The sequence below is a fragment of the Herbiconiux sp. VKM Ac-1786 genome, assembly GCF_015350805.1.
In the GTDB taxonomy this organism is placed as follows: Bacteria; Actinomycetota; Actinomycetes; order Actinomycetales; family Microbacteriaceae; genus Herbiconiux.
This window is the reverse complement of sequence record NZ_JADKSG010000002.1, coordinates 292,999-308,514: the sequence shown is the minus strand read 5'-3', so window position 1 is coordinate 308,514 and position 15,516 is coordinate 292,999. Positions and strand designations below refer to the sequence as shown.

Genomic DNA, 15,516 nt, shown 5'->3' with positions numbered 1-15,516 from the left:
CGCTACCAGCGCACCACCAGGCGTTCGAGGAGCCCCACCAGACCGAGCAGCGCCAGCGTGGTGAGGGCCGAGAAGAAGATCGCCGCCCACATCTGCGGCAGGTTGAGGTACGTGGTCGCCATCACGATCACCGCACCGATCCCCTTGCTCGAGCCGGTGAACTCCGACACCACCGCGCCGATCACGGCCGCCGCCACCGACAGACGCGCCCCGGCGAAGATGTAGGGCAGGCTCGACGGCACCCGGAGCCGGAAGAACACCTCCGTGCGCGACGCCGACATCGCGTCGAACACCTCCAGGGCCTGCGGGTCGACCGCGCGGAGCCCGGTGATCGAGTTGATCAGGGTCGGGAAGAAGGCGCTGAGCGCCGCGACGATCACGTGCGGGATCTGGTTGAACCCGAACGCCACCACGAGAGCGGGAGAGATCGCGACGATCGGCGTGACGTTCAGCAGCAGCGCCACGGGCATGATCGCGGCCCGCAGGAAGCGGAAGTGCACGATCGCCGCAGCCAGCAGCAGCGCGACGACCACGCCGATCACGAAGCCGAGGAGCGCGGCCTCGAGCGTCACGAGGAGGTTCTCGAGATAGAACTCCGGCCGCCCCGCGATGTCGGTCACGATGTCCTGGATCGGCGGCAGCACGCTCTTGAACGTCGCCGCGGTCCACTGCCAGGCGATCGCGAGCAGCACGAACAGGGCCAGCGGGGCGCCCACCGTGAGCAGGGCCCCTCCCGTGCGCGAGGACATCCGCGGGCGGCCGCGGCGCGCGGGCGCGACGGCCACCGCGGGGTTCAGGGGATCGATTCCGACGGTCATTCGTCACCCTCCCAGGCGCTCCAGAGGATCTGTTTGACCTGCGCGACCTTGGCGGTGAACTCCGACGTCTCCGTGAGCTCCCAGGTGCGCGGCCGGGGCAGGTCGATGTCGACCACCTCGCGGATGCGGCCCGGCCGTGGGCTCATTACCACGACCCGGTCGCTCAAGAGCACCGCCTCCATCGCCGAGTGGGTGACGAAGACGATCGTCTTGCGGTGGTGCTCCCAGAGCTCCAGCAGACGGATGCGCAGGGTGTCGCGGGTGAGCTCGTCCAGTGCCGAGAACGGTTCGTCCATCAACATCAGCGGCGCCCCCTGCGCGAATCCGCGCGCGATCGAGGCACGCTGCCGCATCCCGCCGGAGAGCTGGTCGGGGCGGGAGGCGCGGAAGTCGCCGAGCCCCACCTCCTCGAGGATGCCGACGGCGGCCTCCGGCCGCCGGGTGGTCGCACCGCTGCGGTCGGCGCGGGTGTTGACCACCGACGACAGCGAGGCGTTCGACTCGATGTCGAGCCAGGGCAGGAGCGCCGAGGACTGCGGGATCCACGCGATGTCCTTTCGCGACGACGCCTGTTTCGGGGTGCTGCCGAAGATCGAGATCTCTCCCGTGGTCTGGGTGTCGAGCCCGGCGATCAGCCGCAGCAGCGTCGATTTGCCGCAGCCCGACGGGCCGAAGAGGGTGATGAACTCCCCCTGCTCGATGGTGAGGTCGACGCCCGTGAGCGCCTCCACGGTCTTCTTGCCGCGGGTGTAGGTGCGGCCGACCCCGGTGAGTTCGATCTGCGCCGTCGTGTCGCTCATGGCTGTGTCGCTCATGCGGCGTCCTTCCGTTCGGGTGCGGTGGAGGTGGAGAACGACGGGCCGAGCACGACGATCTTGCCGAAGAAGGCGTCGCTCTCGAGCCGCGCCTCGGCCTCGGGAAGCTGCTCGAACCCCCACACGCTGTCGATCACGACCTCGAAGTGGCCGGTGCCGAACGCCGCGACCGCCGCCGCCATGTCGGCCCGGCTGTAGCTGCCGTGCCCGATGATGCTGCGGCCGCGCTGGTAGAGGTCGGGAAGGTGCAGCTCGGTGTCGAGCCCGTCGGTGGTGCCGGAGAGCACGACCCGGCCGCCCGCGCGGGTGGCGCGGAGGGCCTGGCCGAGGAAGCGTCCGCCGACGTGGTCCCAGACCAGGTCGGCACCCCGGCCGTCCGTGGCGCCGAGCACCTCGGCGACCCAGTCGTCGGTGGCCGTGCGGTCGATCACGAGCCGGGCGCCGCTCTGCTCGGCCCGCGTCTTCTTGGCGGGGCCCGAGACGAGGGCGATCACGTCGGCCGCGTGGGCGAGCGCGATCTGGATGCCCGCCGCCCCGAGACCCGAGCCGGCGCCGGGGATGACGACGGTCTCCCCCGCGCGCAGCCCGCCGGCTCCGAGCAGCCCTCGCCAGGCGGTCGCGCCGGCGACCGGCACGGCGGCGAGCCGCGCGAGCGAGTCGGAGTCGTCGGTCGCCACGTCCACCACGGTGCAGTTGCGCGCCGGGACCGTGACCAGTTCGGCCATCCCCCCGTCGCGCGTGGAGCCGATGGTCTGGAACGCCTCGCAGTACGTCGGCGTCTCGGCGAGGCACAGCTCGCACCGGCCGCAGCTGACGACCGGATCGATCAGCACCACGGCGCCGAGCAGGTCGTCCGCCGCTCCCGCCGCCACGACCTCCCCGATCAGGTCCATCCCCGCCACGTGGGGCACGGTCATGCCCGGGATGACGGGCTCCCGCCGCTGCAGCACGTCGAGTCGATTGAGGGCGACCGCGAGCATCCGCACCGTCACCTCGCCGTCGGCGGGAGCGGGTGCGGCGACCTCGGTCAGCCGCCGCACCTCCGGCCCCCCGAACCCCGTCTGCAGCCAGGCTCTCACGGAGCGGGCCAGATGAGCTCGGTGCCGTCGTGGATGGCCTCGATGAAGCTCGGGTCGATCGCGGCCTCGACGTCGGGCTCGGCCTTGACGAGGTCGAACTGCACGAGCATGTCGGCCTCCGGCGTCCACTGCTCGACGGTCTCGCCGCCGATCGGCAGGCCTTCGGGCTGGCTCTCGTCGATCAGGCCGACCTCCGTGGCCCAGCGGGCGCGGCTCGACTCGAGGTCGTAGCCCGCATCCGACAGCGCCTCGGCGTACGACAGCGCCTCGTCGAGGTTCGCGTCGGACTCGTTGATCCAGTCGTAGGAGTACAGGCTCGCGCGCAGGAAGTCCTCGACCGCGGTGGGGTGCTCCTCCTTGAAGGTGTTGTTGACGATCTGGGTGTTGAAGGCCGACTCGATGCCGTACTCGGCCGGGTCCCACTCCGTGATGTCGTAGTCCTGAGCCTTGAGCGCCAGCGGCTCGTTCGACTTGTACCCCGTCAGCGCCTGCACCTGGTCGTTCGGCAGGATGGTCGGGTCATAACCCACCGACACCCAGTTGATCGTCGCCGGGTCGACGTCCTCGGCGAGGAACATCGCCTGGATCTGCGGCGGGATCGCACCCTTGTAGCCGGCGGTCAGGCCGCTGAAGTCCTTGAGCGACGCCGGTCCGCCGTCGGTCATCGTCATCAAGGTGATCGCCACGGTGTTGCCGTAGGTCGCGACTCCCGAGATGTCGGCGCCATTGTCGATGGCGACGAGCACGTCGGAGGGGCTGCCGACCCCGGCGAACTGGGCGGTGCCGGCGCTCACGAGCTGGGCGTTGTTCGAGCCGGGCTGCAGGGTGACGTCGAGGCACAGGTCCTCGAACACACCCCGTTCCTTGGCCGTGATCACGTCGAGGAGGCCGGCCGACGCGACGTAGCCGAACGAGGTCAGGAAGGTGATCGGGCCGGCCGCCTCGTTCTCGGCGCAGCGCTCGGCGCTGATCAGGTCGCTGCCGCCCGAGGCCGAGGCGCTCGGCTCGGAGGCGGTGCTCGAGCCCGAGCATCCGGTGAGCACGAGGGCTGAGGCGGAGAGGGCCGCGAGGGCCACGAGGGGCTTGGTCTTCAGGAGCGAGGGCTTGGTCTTCAGGAGCGGTGCAGGTGACATACGAGGCCTTCCGAGAGGCGCCGGGGAGGTCCCGGCTGACTGAGGGGGGAATTTCGTGGAGCCGGCGTGCCCGTGATGGAGCTGCGTGAGCGATCGCGTGTTCGGCACACTAACAACACCCCGCGCCCCGATGTAAATCGTTTTATTTCGAGCGTGTAAAAGGTTCGTCACGGACTCTTTGCGCCGCCCGCTGCACTGGCATCCTGTTCGCGGGTGGTGAGATGAACGAGACGGACAGCACGCGCTACGGCCCCGGGAGCCCGGAGGCCGAGGCGGCCGCGGCCCTCGCGGAGCACCTCGGCACCGCCCTCCGGCCCCGTCGGCTGACCCTCCCCGACGGCACCGCCGTCGAGGTCGAGGCGATGGACGCCGAGGGCACCGTCGTCGCCCAGTTCGTGCTGAACGGCGGGGCGGTGAAGTCGACCCTGCGCAACAAGGTGGCGGCCGATCTGTTCAAGCTGGTCTGGGTGCGGCAGGCCCTGGTTCCGGATGCTCGCGCCGTGCTCTGCGTCAGCCCCACCGTCGCCACCCTCCTCGCCCGCCGCGGCTGGCTCGCCGCCGCCGCGCGCGACCTCCGCATCGCCGTTCTCGTGGTGCAGGGTCCCGGCCGCGTGGAGCCGCTGACGGAGTCGTCCGCGGCGTAACCCGCCCGAAACGCGGGGTTCCTATACTCGGACCAGGCTGGACTCCGCGACGCAACCACGGTTCGCATCGCACGCTTCCCACCGTGTCCTGGTTCGTCGGCGTCCGCCGGCGCACTCGAACTGGAGGAGCACCATGTCCGCATCACCTGTTTCGCCCGTGCCGCCCGCGTCGCCTGCGTCGCCCGTTTCGCCCCGCGAGTACGGCGTCTTCCTGCCCAACGCTGCCGGCGGATGGCTCGTCTCGACGACGGCCCCGTACCCGCCCGCCGACTACGACCACAACAAGCAGATCGCGAAGGTCGCCGAGGAGATCGGCCTCGACTTCGTGATGGCCATGGCCAAGTGGCGCGGCTTCGGCGGCTCGACCGACCACTGGGGCGAGACCATCGAGTCGATGACGATGATGGCGGGCATCGCCGAGGCCACCGAGAGGGTGAAGGTCTGGGCCACGATCCACGCCAACATGCAGAACCCGGCCTTCGCCGCGAAGGTCTTCACGACCCTGCAGCAGATCAGTCACGGCCGCGCCGGCATGAACATCGTGAATGGCTCCTACGCCGACGAGTTCGAGCAGATGGGAATATGGGACGCGGACATGACCAAGGACGAGCGCTACCGCATGACCGCGGAGTGGGCCCACCTCGTCACGCGGCTCTGGAGCGAGGACTCGGTGACGCACGCCGGCGAGTTCTACACCCTCACCGACTGCCAGTCCCGGCCGCATCCGGTCATAAGGCCCGAGATCATCAACGCCGCGACCTCGCCGGCGGGCCGGGCCTTCCAGGCGCAGTACGCCGACGGCGCGTTCCTCGGTGCCGACACCCTCGAGGACATGCGGGCCTCCTCCCGCGACGTGCACGACCGAGCGGCCTCGCTCGGGCGCTCGGTCAAGACCTACGCGATGCTCACGGTGGTGCTCGGTGACACGGATGCCGACGCCACCGCCCGGGCCACGGAGTACGGCCGCGGGCTCGACCGGGTGGCCCTGGCGAACATGCGGAAGTCATGGGGCATGCCCGAGGAGCGGGCGCTCGCCTGGGCGGAGGGCGCCGACGGCGAGCAGGCCTTCCAGACCGTGTACGTCGCGGGCGGTCCGTCGAGGGTCGTGGAGCACATCGCGACCGTGATGGACACCGCCGAGCTCGACGGGCTGATGCTGATCTTCCCCGACTACCTGGCGGATCTTCCGGTGTTCGGGGAATCCGTGCTGCCGGAGCTGCGAAGCCTCGAGGGGGTGCGGGCATGAGCGGGGACGAGGACGTGCGCGGGGCCGGGTTGCGTGCGGCCGGGCATCCGGTGCTCGTGCTGGTCGACGTGCAGCGCGACTTCGCCGACCCGGCGCTCTTGGCCGAATGGGGTGTCGACGAGGCGGGCCTCGCCGCGGTCGACGCCGCAGTCACCCGGTGCGGCGAGCTCGTGGAGACCGCGCGACGGCTCGGTGTGCCGGTGGTCTGGGTCGAGCTCGCCTACGACCCGGCGCGTCCCTGGCGGGCGAGCGCGTGGCTGCAGACCGGGAACCTCGACTCCCCCACCGACGCCTTCCCCTGTGTGGCCGGGAGCCCCGGTGCCGAATGGTGGCGGCTCGCGCCCGGCCCCGATGAGCCCCGGGTGCCGAAGCGGTTCTACAGCGGTTTCGTGGGGACCTCCCTCGCCGGGGTGCTCGACGAGCTGCAGGCCGGCTGGCTGGTGGTCGCCGGGCTGACGACCGAGTGCTGCATCCAGGCGACGGCGACGGATGCGGCCCAGCACGATCTGCCGGTCGTCATCGCCCGGGACGCGACCGCCGCCTATGACGTCGCCCTGCACGAGGCGGCACTCGCGAGCATGGCGCTGAACGTCGCCGACGTGCGGGGCGTCGCGGACATCGAACGACTCTGGAGCGCCGCATGACCGGGATGCACACCGCCTTCGACCTGTCGTTCGCCCACACCGAGGGGCGCTGGGCGCGGCCCGGGTCGTGGATCGGCGCCGGCTTCCCCGACGTGCGGATCTATCAGGAGATCGCCCGCACCGCCGAGCGCGCCGGGGTCGACCTGCTCTTCTTCGGGGACGGAAGCGGCATCCCCGACACCTGGCGCGGTTCGATGGACGCGGCGCTGGAGTGGGGCATCCAGTGGCCGCGCCACGACATGAGCCCGGTCGTGACGTCGATGGCCGCGGTCACCGAGCGCATCGGCTTCGGGCTGACCTACTCGTCGACCTTCCTGCATCCGTTCACCGTGGCCCGGCTGCTGAACTCGCTCGACCACGTGACGAACGGGCGCATCGCCTTCAACGTCGTGGCGTCGGCGCGCGGGGCGGACGCCGCCAACTACGGCTTCGACGAGCGGATGGACCACGACGAGCGCTACGACAGGATGAGCGAGTTCATGGCCGTCTGCCGGGCACTCTGGGCATCCGTACCGGCCTCGGCGATCATCGCCGACCGCTCGTCGGGACGGTTCGCCGACCCCTCGCAGATCGCCGCCATCGATCACGTCGGGCGGTACTTCCGCGTGAAGGGGCCGCTGGCCAGCATGCCGAGCCCCCAGGGGTCGCCCGTACTCGTGCAGGCGGGCAACTCGCCGAAGGGCATCGCGACCTCGGCGGAGTTCGTGGAGCTCGTGTTCGGCTTCGGCGGGAGTGTCGCCGGCCAGCAACGGCACCGTTCTGCCCTGGACGCGGCGCTCGTCTCCGCGGGGAGGGACCCCGCCTCAGTCGGGATCCTCTGGGCGACGCAGGCGATCGTGGGGCGGAGCGCCCGTGAGGCGGCAGCTCGGCGCGACGAGGTCGCGGCGTTCTGGCACGAGGAGGCGGTGGGCGCGTTCCTCTCGCACAACGTCGGCTTCGACTTCTCGACGCTGCCCGAGCGCTTCACCCTCGGCGAGCTGATGGACGAGGTCAAGCGCGTGCAGGGCGCCCAGGGCGGCTTCGTCGGGGCACTCGTCGCCGAGCTCGGGCCGTCGGCGTCGCTCACGCGGGCGGAGCTGTTCGAGCACGGCTGGCGGCACGCGACCGGACTCGACCACACGCTCTGCGGAACGGCCGCCTCCATCGCCGACGAGCTCGAGCAGAACTTCGCCGCCACCGGTTCGCGCGGCGGCTACATGTTCGCCAGCCCCCTCGCCGCACCCTCGGGCGTCGCCGACCTCGCGGAGCTCCTGGTGCCCGAACTCCGCCGCCGCGGCGCCCTCGCGCCCCGCTACCCCGGCCCCACCCTCCGCGACAACCTCCGCCCCTGACCCGTCCCCTCCTGCACAGACGCGGCCGGCATTCGGCCGTCCACCATCTGCACCTCGACCTCACCGGGCGTTGTTTCTTTAACCATCCTCGGTGGATGATCGAGCAGCTGGCGTCGGCGGGAGGCGTGGCGTCAGTATCGGCGTTTGCCGGGCGCGGGATCCCACCGCGGGAGGTCGACGCGGCCGTTCGGGCCGGCACCATCCGCCGACTGCGACGCGGCTGGGTGGCCCTGCCCGACGCCTCGGCCCTCCTGGTCGATGCGGTCACCATCGGCGGCGCTCTCAGCTGCACCTCGCTCCTCGACCACAGACAGGTCTGGACCTCCCATGATGGCCGGCTGCACGTGCGGGTCGCGCCGCATGCCGGCCACTCCCGCTCGGTGGATCGCGCCGCACGGTTGCATCGCTCGGCGCTGATCGCCCCACCGCGCACCGCGTTCGACGACGTCGCGACCGCGCTCGCCTGCGCATCCCTGTGCCAGTCGAGGCTGGATGCGGTCGTGTCGCTCGACTCGGCGCTCGGCCAGGGCCTGGTGACGATAGCCGAATTGCGACGGGTCCTCGCGCCCCTTTCGGTGGTGCACCGCGACCACCTGCTGCTGGTCGACCCCGCCTCCGGCTCGGGCCTCGAGACCAAGGCCCGGTTGCGCATCCGGAGTCGGCGGGTGCGACTGCGGAGCCAGGTTCAGATCGAGGGCGTCGGCCGGGTCGATCTGCTGCTCGGCGACCGTCTTGTGCTCGAGCTGGACGGGTACCGCTGGCACTCGTCGAGGACGGCGTTCGAGGAGGACCGGCGCCGTGAACTCGAGCTCGCCCGGCGCGGGTACCGCGTGCTCCGGCTCAGCTGGCGGCAGGTCACGTTCGACTGGGACGCGTGTGAGCGGGTGATCCTGCAGCTCGTGCGGGCGGGCGAGCACCGATGGCCGCCGGGCGGCCGCCGCGCGTGACCCCACAGGTCGGTCCGGGAGGAGAATCGGGCCCTTGACCCGTATATGGGGTCAAGGGCAGCATTCTCCTCCCGTACCGACGCTGATGCACGGCGGGGCGGGTCAGACCGTGACGACCTCGGGGGCGCCGAGCTCGCCGGGGGGCATCTCGGCCGCCAGGCGGTTGGCCTCCTCGATCAGGGTCGCGACGATCTCCGACTCGGGGACGGTCTTGATGACCTCGCCCTTGACGAAGATCTGGCCCTTGCCGTTGCCCGAGGCGACGCCGAGGTCGGCCTCGCGGGCCTCGCCCGGACCGTTCACGACGCAGCCCATCACGGCGACGCGGAGCGGCACGGTCATGCCCTCGAGCCCGTCGGTGACGTCGTTCGCGAGCTTGTACACGTCGACCTGCGCACGCCCGCAGGAGGGGCACGACACGATCTCGAGCTTGCGCTCCCGCAGGTTCAGCGACTGCAGGATCTGCAGCCCGACCTTGACCTCCTCGGCCGGCGGGGCCGACAGCGAGACGCGGATGGTGTCGCCGATGCCCTCCGACAGCAGGATGCCGAACGCGGTCGCGCTCTTGATCGTGCCCTGGAACGACGGCCCGGCCTCGGTGACACCGAGGTGCAGCGGCCAGTCGCCGCGCTCGGCGAGCAGGCGGTACGCCTTGACCATGACGATCGGGTCGTTGTGCTTGACCGAGATCTTGAAGTCGTGGAAGTCGTGCTCCTCGAACAGCGACGCCTCCCAGACGGCGCTCTCGACGAGCGCCTCGGGGGTGGCCTTGCCGTACTTCTCGAGCAGGCGCGGGTCGAGCGAGCCGGCGTTCACGCCGATGCGGATCGAGACCTCGGCGGCCTTGGCCGCGGCGGCGATCTCGCCCACCTTGTCGTCGAACTTGCGGATGTTGCCGGGGTTCACGCGAACCGCCGCACAGCCCGCGTCGATCGCGGCGAACACGTAGTTCGGCTGGAAGTGGATGTCGGCGATCACCGGGATCTGCGACTTCTTCGCGATGATCGGCAGCGCCTCCGCGTCGTCGCGCGACGGCACCGCCACACGCACGATGTCGCAGCCCGAGGCGGTGAGCTCGGCGATCTGCTGCAGGGTGGCGTTGATGTTCGGCGTGGGAGTCGTGGTCATCGACTGCACGCTCACCGGGGCGTCGCCGCCCACGAGGACCTTGCCGACCTTGATCTGGCGGGACTTCCGACGGGGAGCGAGGGTTTCGGGCGGGGGTTTGGGCATCCCCAAGTTGACTGCAGGCACGGGTTCAGTCTAGATCCGCTGGCTGGATGCACGGTCAGGGCGGGCCGCATCCTGAGTGTCGCCCGAGCCTCGGCCGACAAGGCGCGGGGCTGCGGGTGACGAGCGGATGCGCGGCCGGAGCGGTCGGCGCCCGTGCGGTGGTGCCGTGGTGACGAGCGGATGCGCATCCGCTCGCCCGTCAGCCGAAGAGGTCGATCGGCTTCACGATGTCGGCGTACACCAACAGCGCGGTCATTCCGCCGAACAGGATGACGACCGCGAAGGTGAGCGGCATCAGCTTCGCCGCGTCGACCGGCCCCGGGTCGGGGCGCTTGAAGAGCTTGGCGAAGAAGCGGCGGATGCCCTCCCAGAGCGCTGACACGACGTGGCCGCCGTCGAGCGGGGTGAGCGGCACGAGGTTGATCACGAGCAGCGCGATGTTCAGCGAACCGAGGAGGCCGAGCAGGCTCGCGGCCTTCGACGCGAGCGGGATCGTGTCGATCGAGGCGATCTCGCCCGCGACGCGACCGACGCCGACGACGCTGATCGGACCGTTCGGGTCGCGCTCGCCCGAGCCGAAGGCGGCCTGCGCGACGTCGTAGAGGCGCTGCGGGAGGTTCGCGACGAGGGCGACCGTGTGGCCGATGTTCTCGCCGATGAAGGCCGGGACCGCCGTGATCGGCTGGGGCACGAGCTCGCTCGCGGCGCCGATGCCGACGAAGCCGACCTCCTCGGTGAGGTTCTGGCCGTCGGGGCCGGTGGCGATCTTGCCGTCGTCGCCGTAGACGTAGCGCTCGGTGAGGAGCGGCGTGAGGCTCAGGGTCTGCTCGGCGCCGTCGCGCTCGACCACGACCGGGAGGGTCTCGCCGGCGGCGTCGCGGATGATCGCGGTCGACTGCTCCCAGGTGTCGATCGGGGTGCCGTCGATGCTGACGAGGGTGTCGCCCGGCTGGAGACCGGCCGCGGCACCGGGCGAGGGCTGGTCGCCGGTCTCGCAGGTCTGGCGCTCGCTGGTGGCGGGCAGCACGCAGGCCGACACGCTTCCGATGGTGGTCGAGGACTGGGCCGTGCCGAAGCCGACGAGCGTGATCGAGAAGAACAGCACCGCGAGGACGAGGTTCATGAACGGCCCGCCGAGCATCACGATGACGCGCTGCCAGACCGGCTTGCGGTAGAAGGCGCGGTCGTCCTCGTCGATGCCGATGGTGAGCTGGGACTGCTCACGCGCATCCTGAGCCATCGACTGGAAGAAGCCCGTGCTGTTGGCCACCGCCTTCTGGCCCTGGCGGCGCGGCGGGAACATGCCGATCATCGAGATGTAGCCGCCGAGCGGGATGGCCTTGAAGCCGTACTCGGTCTCGCCGCGGCGGCGCGAGAACACGGTGGGGCCGAAGCCGATCATGTACTGCGTGACCTTGATGCCGAACAGCTTCGCGGGCACCAGGTGGCCGACCTCGTGCAGGCCGATGGAGACGGCGAGCCCGACGGCGATGATGAGCACGCCGAGAATGAACTGCAGGACCGTTTCCACAGGAGGACACTACCCGCCGGCCCGATGGCGGCGCTGATCGTTGGCTGAACGGATGCTCGACGCGCTCGTCGCGCCCGTCGCGCCCAGCGAACCTGGGCGCGCCCGATGGCGCTAGTGGGCGGCGATCAGCTGGTCGGCGGTGGCGCGCGCCCAGAGCTCGGACTCGGCGAGCGACTCCCGCGTGACCGCCTCGCCCGGCATCTCGTGCGCGTCGACCACGCGCTGCACCGTGTCGACGATGTCGAGGAAGCCGATGCGCCCCGCGTGGAAGGCCGCGACCGCCTGCTCGTTGGCCGCGTTGAACACGGCCGGGAAGCTGCCGCCCGCGCGCCCGACCTGCTTCGCCAGGGCGACGGCGGGGAAGGCGACCTCGTCGAGCGGGGCGAAGGTCCAGTCGTGCGAGACGGTCCAGTCCAGCGGGGTGCCGACGCCGGCGACGCGGTTCGGCCAGTCGAGGCCGAGCGAGATCGGCAGGCGCATGTCGGGGGGTGAGGCCTGGGCGATGGTCGACCCGTCGACGAACTCGACCATCGAGTGCACGACCGACTGCGGGTGCACGGTCACCTCGATGTCAGCGTAGGCGACGTCGAACAGCAGATGCGCCTCGATCACCTCGAGGCCCTTGTTCACGAGGGTGGCGGAGTTGGTGGTGACGACGAGGCCCATGTCCCAGGTGGGGTGGGCGAGGGCCTCGCCGGGCGTGACGTCCTTCATCTGGTCGCGGGTGCGGCCGCGGAAGGGGCCGCCGGAGGCCGTCAGGACGAGGCGCGAGACCTCGGCCGCGGTGCCCGAGCGGAGGGCCTGCGCGATGGCGGAGTGCTCGGAGTCGACGGGCACGATCTGGCCCGGGCTCGCCGCGCCGCGCACGAGGTCGCCGCCGACGATGAGGCTCTCCTTGTTGGCGAGGGCGAGGGTGCGTCCGCTCTCGAGGGCGGCGAGGGTGGGGCCGAGACCGACGCTGCCGGTGATGCCGTTCAGCACGACGTCGGCGTCGATGTCGCGTACGAGCTGCTCGGCCTCGATCTCGCCGAGGCCGGTGTCGGCGACGCCGAACTCGGCGGCCTGGGCGTCGAGCACCGTGCGGTTGGATCCGGCGACGAGGCCGACCACCTCGAAGCGCTCGGGATTGGCCCGGATCACATCGAGCGCCTGAACGCCGATGGAGCCGGTGGAACCGAGGATGATGACGCGTCTCACCCCGCCATCATCTCGCATCCGCCCGAACCGCGCTCGGGGCGGCGACCGGCCGGCCGGCTGCGGCCTTCGCGCACGCCCGGCAGGTGCCGAGCGCGTGGTCAGTCCGGCGGCCGGCTCCCGTGCGCGAACGCCCACCGGTCGCAGAGGTGCCGGATGGCCGGGCACCCCGGGTGGAACGCGGACGGGGCCGGCCTCGGTGGAGGTCGGCCCCGTCGGGGTGGTGGTGCTGCGGCGGGTTAGGCCGAGGCGCTCGCCAGGATGTCGACGACGAAGACGAGCGTGTCGGTGCCCGAGATGCCGGCGGCGGTGTTGCCCTCGGAGCCGTAGCCGAGCTCCGGCGGGATCACGACGAGCACCTGGGATCCGACGGTCTGGCCGACGAGGGCCGCCGCGAAGCCCTTGACGACGCCCGTGGTCTGGAACGTGGTCGGACCGCCGGTGCCCCAGCTCTGGTCGAAGACCTTGCCGGTGCCCCAGATGACGCCCTGGTACTGGACGGTGACGTTGTCGCCGTCGCCGACGACCGCGCCGTCGCCCTTCTTCAGGGTCTCCATCTGGAGGTCGGTCGGCGGGTCGGCGTCGGGGATCGTGACGGTCGGGGCGCCGTCGTCGGCGAGTTCGACGGTCGGGAAGCCGTCCTGCGCAGGCTGGTCGACGCCGTTCGCGCGGTCGGGGATGATCGCCTCGACGTCGGCCACCATGACGAGCGAGTCGGTCGCCGCGACGCCGAGCGACTCGTTGCCCTGGTCACCGAACGCCTCGGCCGGCGGGATGACCGCGACGACGCGCGAGCCGACCGTGCTGCAGAGCACGGCCTTCAAAAGGCCCGGGATGTACTGCTTGTCGTCGGTGCTGAGCTGCAGCGCGGTGCCGCCCGCGTCGAGGGTGGAGAAGACCTTGGTGCCGCTGGTGCCGTTGTAGACGGTGAAGTCGACGGTGGCGGTCATGCCCGTGTCGATGGTCTCGCCGTCACCCTCGATGGCGACGGTGCGCTCGGTGGTGTCGACGTTCAGCGGGCCGGTGAAGCTCGTGGTGGGCAGGGCGCCGAAGTCGCCGGTGACGGTGACGGCCTTCGAGGCGCTGCCGTCGGTGGCGCACTGGACGGCGTCGGCGGCCGGGGACGAGGTCGCGTCGTCGGTCGAGGGGGTCGAGGCCGAGCAGCCGGCCAGCAGGAGCGTGGCGGCGACGGCTGCGGCGGCGAAGGCCGGGAGTGAGCGCATGAGTCCTCTTCGTGACAGTGGGGGGAAGCGCCCAGTCTCGCCCAGCCGCCTTGCAGCAAGCTGGTGACGCGCTGGGAGCGCCTCAGCCGGCGGGGCTGCCGGGGGCGGGGGCGGCCGGCGACGACGTGGGCGCGGCGGGGGTGGGCGCCGGCGCGCTCGGGGCGGGCGCCGGCCCACCCGGGGTGGGCGCCGAAACACCCGGGGTGGGCGCCGAAACACCCGGGGTGGGCGCCGACACACCCGGGGTGGGGGCGGCGCGCTTGGGGTTCTGGATGCCGGCGAGGGAGACGAGGCCGCCCGCCACGAAGAAGATCGCCGTGACGAGGACGACGCGGTGGAAGCCCTCGAGGTCGAGCACGGCCGTGCCCGCGATGAGGCTCGCGAGCGCCACCGCGATCAGGCCCGCGACCCGCGAGACCGCGTTGTTGACCGCCGAGGCGATGCCCGAGCGCGCCGGGTCGATGGCGCCGAGGATGGCCGCGGTGAGCGGGGCGACGGTGATCGACATGCCGAGCCCGAACACGATGACCGCGGGCAGCACCTGCGTGAGGTAGTCGGCACTCTCGTCGACCCGGAGCATCAGCAGGAAGCCGGCACCCGCGAGGATCGGGCCCACCGTCATGAACAGCCGCGGCCCGATGCGCCCCGACAGCCGCCCGAACAGCGAGGAGAGCGCGATGAGCAGCAGGCTCGTCGGGATCATCGCGAAGCCCGCCTCGGTGGCGCTGTAGCCGGCCACCTGCTGCAGGAACACCGCGATGCTGAAGAAGCCGAGCGACAGTGCTCCGTAGATGAGGAAGGTCGAGATGTTGCCGACCGAGAAGTTGCGCACCCGGAACAGCGCGAGCGGCAGCATCGGCTGCTTCGCGAGCCGCTCGTTCACGAGGAACCCGGCGAACGCGAGCACCCCGACGACGAGCGGCACGAGCACGACGGGCGAGCCCCAGCCGAAGTTGGCCTGCTCGATCAGGGCGAACACCGGCAGCCCGAGACCGAGGATGCCGAGCACCGCACCGAGCACGTCGATGCGCGCCCCGGTGGCGTGATGCGCGTCGCGCGGCAGCCGCGCCACGAGGAACACGGCGACGACGATCGGCAGCACGTTGATGCCGAACACGAGCCGCCAGGACAGCTGGTCGACGAGCACCCCGCCGAGGATCGGCCCGGCGATGTTCGCGACGCTGGTGAACGCCGTCCAGGTGCCGATGGCGCGGCTCTGCGCCGCCCCGCTGAAGTTCGCCAGGATCAGGGCGAGCGAGGAGGGCACGAGAAGCGCCCCGGCGACGCCCTGCAGCCCGCGCGACACGATCAGGAACTCGATGGTGGGCGCGAAGGCGCACGCGAGCGACGTCATCCCGAAGCCGATCAGCCCGACGAGCAGCACCCGCTTGCGGCCGAACACGTCGCTCAGCGACCCGGCCAGCAGGATGACTGCGCCGAGCGTGATCAGATAGGCGTCGACCACCCACTGCTGCGACGACAGCTCGCCCCCGAGCTCACGACTGATGGCGGGCAGGGCGACGTTGATGACCGTGGCGTCGAGGAACGAGATGAACGCGCTCAGGATCGCCACGATCAGCACGAGGCGCTGCGGGGAGGACATCTTCTCGGCCATCTGCTCAGTCTCGTGCATCCGTGCCCGCGCGACGACAGCAGGATGTCGAATGTGCACCGATCC

At 71.1% G+C, this 15,516-nt stretch carries 14 protein-coding genes; 5 read left to right on the top strand and 9 right to left on the bottom strand.

From position 1 onward, the window contains the following. Positions 1–2 precede the first annotated feature (2 nt). Genes ITJ64_RS12450 through ITJ64_RS12435 form a run of 4 tightly spaced genes read right to left on the bottom strand, consistent with a single transcriptional unit; the run spans position 3 to position 3,845 of the window. Complete coding sequence (locus ITJ64_RS12450) at positions 3–818, bottom strand: ABC transporter permease (protein ID WP_228508662.1); 816 nt, start codon at positions 816–818, stop codon at positions 3–5. Continuing rightward, on the bottom strand, positions 815–1,633 hold the full coding sequence (locus tag ITJ64_RS12445) for an ABC transporter ATP-binding protein (RefSeq protein WP_194681111.1): 819 nt from the start codon (positions 1,631–1,633) through the stop codon (positions 815–817). The genes ITJ64_RS12450 and ITJ64_RS12445 overlap by 4 nt, the downstream gene beginning before the upstream one ends. Beyond that, the gene (locus ITJ64_RS12440) at positions 1,630–2,712 is read right to left on the bottom strand and encodes a zinc-binding dehydrogenase (protein ID WP_194681110.1); all 1,083 of its coding nucleotides are present in this window, start codon (positions 2,710–2,712) and stop codon (positions 1,630–1,632) included. Before ITJ64_RS12440 ends, ITJ64_RS12445 begins: the two co-directional genes overlap by 4 nt. Beyond that, positions 2,709–3,845 (bottom strand): ABC transporter substrate-binding protein, encoded by a 1,137-nt coding sequence (locus tag ITJ64_RS12435; RefSeq protein WP_173180737.1) that lies wholly within the window; start codon positions 3,843–3,845, stop codon positions 2,709–2,711. The genes ITJ64_RS12440 and ITJ64_RS12435 overlap by 4 nt, the downstream gene beginning before the upstream one ends. 221 nt (positions 3,846–4,066) lie before the next feature. Here ITJ64_RS12435 and ITJ64_RS12430 point away from each other — a divergent pair, with 221 nt between their 5' ends. From ITJ64_RS12430 to ITJ64_RS12410, 5 genes are all read left to right on the top strand, one after another. After that, entirely contained in the window at positions 4,067–4,489 is a 423-nt protein-coding gene (locus ITJ64_RS12430) for a hypothetical protein (protein ID WP_194681109.1), read from the top strand. A gap of 133 nt (positions 4,490–4,622) precedes the next feature. Next, complete coding sequence (locus ITJ64_RS12425) at positions 4,623–5,735, top strand: LLM class flavin-dependent oxidoreductase (protein WP_194681108.1); 1,113 nt, start codon at positions 4,623–4,625, stop codon at positions 5,733–5,735. Further along, complete coding sequence (locus ITJ64_RS12420; RefSeq protein WP_194681107.1) at positions 5,732–6,379, top strand: cysteine hydrolase family protein; 648 nt, start codon at positions 5,732–5,734, stop codon at positions 6,377–6,379. Before ITJ64_RS12425 ends, ITJ64_RS12420 begins: the two co-directional genes overlap by 4 nt. Further along, positions 6,376–7,710, top strand: coding sequence for an NtaA/DmoA family FMN-dependent monooxygenase (locus tag ITJ64_RS12415; RefSeq protein WP_194681106.1), 1,335 nt, complete (start codon positions 6,376–6,378; stop codon positions 7,708–7,710). The genes ITJ64_RS12420 and ITJ64_RS12415 overlap by 4 nt, the downstream gene beginning before the upstream one ends. A gap of 95 nt (positions 7,711–7,805) precedes the next feature. After that, positions 7,806–8,657 carry a DUF559 domain-containing protein gene (locus tag ITJ64_RS12410; protein ID WP_194681105.1) on the top strand — a complete coding sequence of 284 codons (852 nt, stop codon included), beginning with the start codon at positions 7,806–7,808 and terminating at the stop codon, positions 8,655–8,657. Between the two features lie 102 nt (positions 8,658–8,759). Here ITJ64_RS12410 and ispG read toward each other — a convergent pair whose 3' ends face one another. From ispG to ITJ64_RS12385, 5 genes are all read right to left on the bottom strand, one after another. Then, entirely contained in the window at positions 8,760–9,911 is a 1,152-nt protein-coding gene (gene ispG, locus ITJ64_RS12405) for a flavodoxin-dependent (E)-4-hydroxy-3-methylbut-2-enyl-diphosphate synthase (RefSeq protein ID WP_194681104.1), read from the bottom strand. Positions 9,912–10,089: 178 nt separating this feature from the next. Beyond that, positions 10,090–11,421, bottom strand: coding sequence for a site-2 protease family protein (locus ITJ64_RS12400; protein ID WP_194681103.1), 1,332 nt, complete (start codon positions 11,419–11,421; stop codon positions 10,090–10,092). 111 nt (positions 11,422–11,532) lie between these two features. Continuing rightward, entirely contained in the window at positions 11,533–12,618 is a 1,086-nt protein-coding gene (locus ITJ64_RS12395; protein ID WP_194681102.1) for a 1-deoxy-D-xylulose-5-phosphate reductoisomerase, read from the bottom strand. A 236-nt stretch (positions 12,619–12,854) separates the two neighbouring features. Beyond that, on the bottom strand, positions 12,855–13,838 hold the full coding sequence (locus ITJ64_RS12390) for an FKBP-type peptidyl-prolyl cis-trans isomerase (RefSeq protein WP_194681101.1): 984 nt from the start codon (positions 13,836–13,838) through the stop codon (positions 12,855–12,857). Between the two features lie 82 nt (positions 13,839–13,920). Further along, the gene (locus ITJ64_RS12385; protein WP_228508659.1) at positions 13,921–15,453 is read right to left on the bottom strand and encodes a DHA2 family efflux MFS transporter permease subunit; all 1,533 of its coding nucleotides are present in this window, start codon (positions 15,451–15,453) and stop codon (positions 13,921–13,923) included. Between the last annotated feature and the right edge of the window lie 63 nt (positions 15,454–15,516).